This is a genomic window from Leisingera sp. S232, assembly GCF_049800895.1.
Lineage (GTDB): Bacteria > Pseudomonadota > Alphaproteobacteria > Rhodobacterales > Rhodobacteraceae > Leisingera.
The window spans coordinates 1-1,987 of the sequence record NZ_JBNAFX010000081.1; the positions used below are offsets into that span (position 1 = coordinate 1).

A 1,987-nucleotide genomic window follows, 5' to 3' on the forward strand; every position below is an offset into this window, starting at 1 on the left:
TGATCCGGAAGCTGGCTTCGTGATCCCGGTTCCGGCAAGCACGAAGATCTGGCTGGCCGCCGGAGTCACGGACATGCGCAAAGGGTTCGGCGGGCTGTCGGCGCTGGCTGAGAAGGTGCTGGCAGAAGATCCGTTCTGCGGGCACTTGTTCGTATTCCGGGGACGGCGCGGGGATCTGCTGAAGGTCATCTGGTGGGAGTGAAGCCCGGACCGCGCAGCGGCAAATCATCCGGGGGATGATTTGAGGGCAGAACGGGCGGAGCCCAGGGGGCTTGCCTGTTCAGCAAGCGGCTGGAACGGGGCCGGTTTGTCTGGCCTTCTGCGAAAGACGGCAAGATCAACCTGACGCCTGCTCAGCTGTCGATGCTTCTGGAGGGGATCGATTGGCGCCCTCTCGGCAGATTTGCGTTGCAAATCGCCTGCCGGGTTAGAGTTGCCGCAAAAGACCTGGAAGCCGCTGACCGCCGGGAATTATCCCGCAATTGCAGAGCCGTAGGATTCCCATTCCGCCATAGCCGGGGTATATTCCGGCCCATGCTGGATGCGCCCAAAACACTGCCTTCCGATCCCGAAGATCTCCGCGAGACGGCGGAGGGGCTGCTTGATCTGGTAAAGGCGCAGGCGCTGAGGATCGCCAAGCTGGAACACCAGCTTGCGGGGCATAACCGGCACCGGTTCGGATCAAAATCGGAAAGTCTGGATCAGCTTCAACTCCGTCTGGAGGAGGAAGAGACCGCGGCAGCGCAGGTTACCTGCGCAGATGCTCCTGACGGGGATGCTGAGGGGCAGAAGGCCAAACCTAAACGCAAACCGCTGCCGCCCGAACTGCCCCGGATTGATCAGGTTCTGACGCTCGGCGAAGCCTGCACATGCGGCGGCAAGCTGCGCGCCATTGCCGAAGATGTGACGGAGGAGCTGGAATATGTGCCGGGCCGCGTTCGCCATTGTGCTTGAGCCAACGGCGCATCAATGGCTCACTGGTGAACCGTATTATCCGCCCGCGAATGACCTGCCGTCCTTGCGCCCGGACTTGTCCCCTCTCGGGACATTGCTGCGCAATGCCCTGCCGGGCAGTGGATCACCGGGATATGCGGGGCGATCCCGCGCTACCGGTCCAGCCAATCGAGCATTTCGCCCGTGCCGTAAGCGGTATCGGCGTTCAGGTTTCAGGTTTCAGGTCGAAGGTATCGCTCACCCGATCCACCATTGTCCGCACGGCACCGACCTCGGCTTGCCGGATCGAGCGGGTCGCCTCGACATCGAGGATCACGCCATTGTCGGTGTCAATCAGGTCGTTCGTGGAATAGGCAAAATAGGCGGGTCCACCCCGTGCGCCGGTCCATTGCGAGGCCGGATCGGAATGCGAGGTGAACTTCGGCTTTACCGGGCTGGCCGCGCCGAAGGCCGCATCGTCAAGCGTCGCCAGATACTCCCTGACAGCGCGCGGCGCGTCCTCGTGGGCGATCTTCTCGGGGGCCCAGTCCGCTTGCGGCGACGAGTTCTGCCGGTTGGCATCGGCCTGGATCAGGCTGGCATCCGCCGCAAAGCGCTGACCACTCGCCAACCCTTCCTCGATGCAGCGCGCGACCACCGTCTCGAACAGATGCCGCAAGAGATCGCTATCGCGGAACCGACCGTGCCGGTTCTTTGAGAAGGTCGAATGGTCGGGCACTGGGGCGGTCAGATCGAGGCGGCAGAACCAGCGATAGGCGAGGTTGAGATGCACCTCCTCGCAGAGCCGTCGCTCCGAGCGGATGCCCATCGTGTCACCGACCAGGAGCATCCGGATCATCAGTTCCGGATCAACCGACGGCCTGCCGGTCGAACTGTAGAAAGGAGCCAGGTGCCGCCGGATGCCAGACAGGTTGACGAACCGATCTATCGCCCGAAGCATGTGATCCTGCGGGACATGATCCTCGATCGAGAACTCATAGAACAGCGCGCCCTGCGCTTCCTGCCGTGGTCCCATCATTGCCACCCACCTCCG

At 62.8% G+C, this 1,987-nt stretch carries 3 pseudogenes; 2 read left to right on the forward strand and 1 reads right to left on the reverse strand.

Features of this window, described 5'->3' with window-relative positions:
• Positions 1 to 19 precede the first annotated feature (19 nt).
• Positions 20 to 496: pseudogene (gene tnpB / locus ACP151_RS21315) on the forward strand (IS66 family insertion sequence element accessory protein TnpB).
• Between the two features lie 38 nt (positions 497 to 534).
• Positions 535 to 1,029 (forward strand): annotated as a pseudogene (locus tag ACP151_RS21320) (IS66 family transposase); the annotation flags it as partial.
• Between the two features lie 80 nt (positions 1,030 to 1,109).
• On the opposite strand, the pseudogene ACP151_RS21325 reads toward ACP151_RS21320, so the two are convergent.
• Positions 1,110 to 1,972 (reverse strand): annotated as a pseudogene (locus ACP151_RS21325) (transposase); the annotation flags it as partial.
• Positions 1,973 to 1,987: the final 15 nt, after the last annotated feature.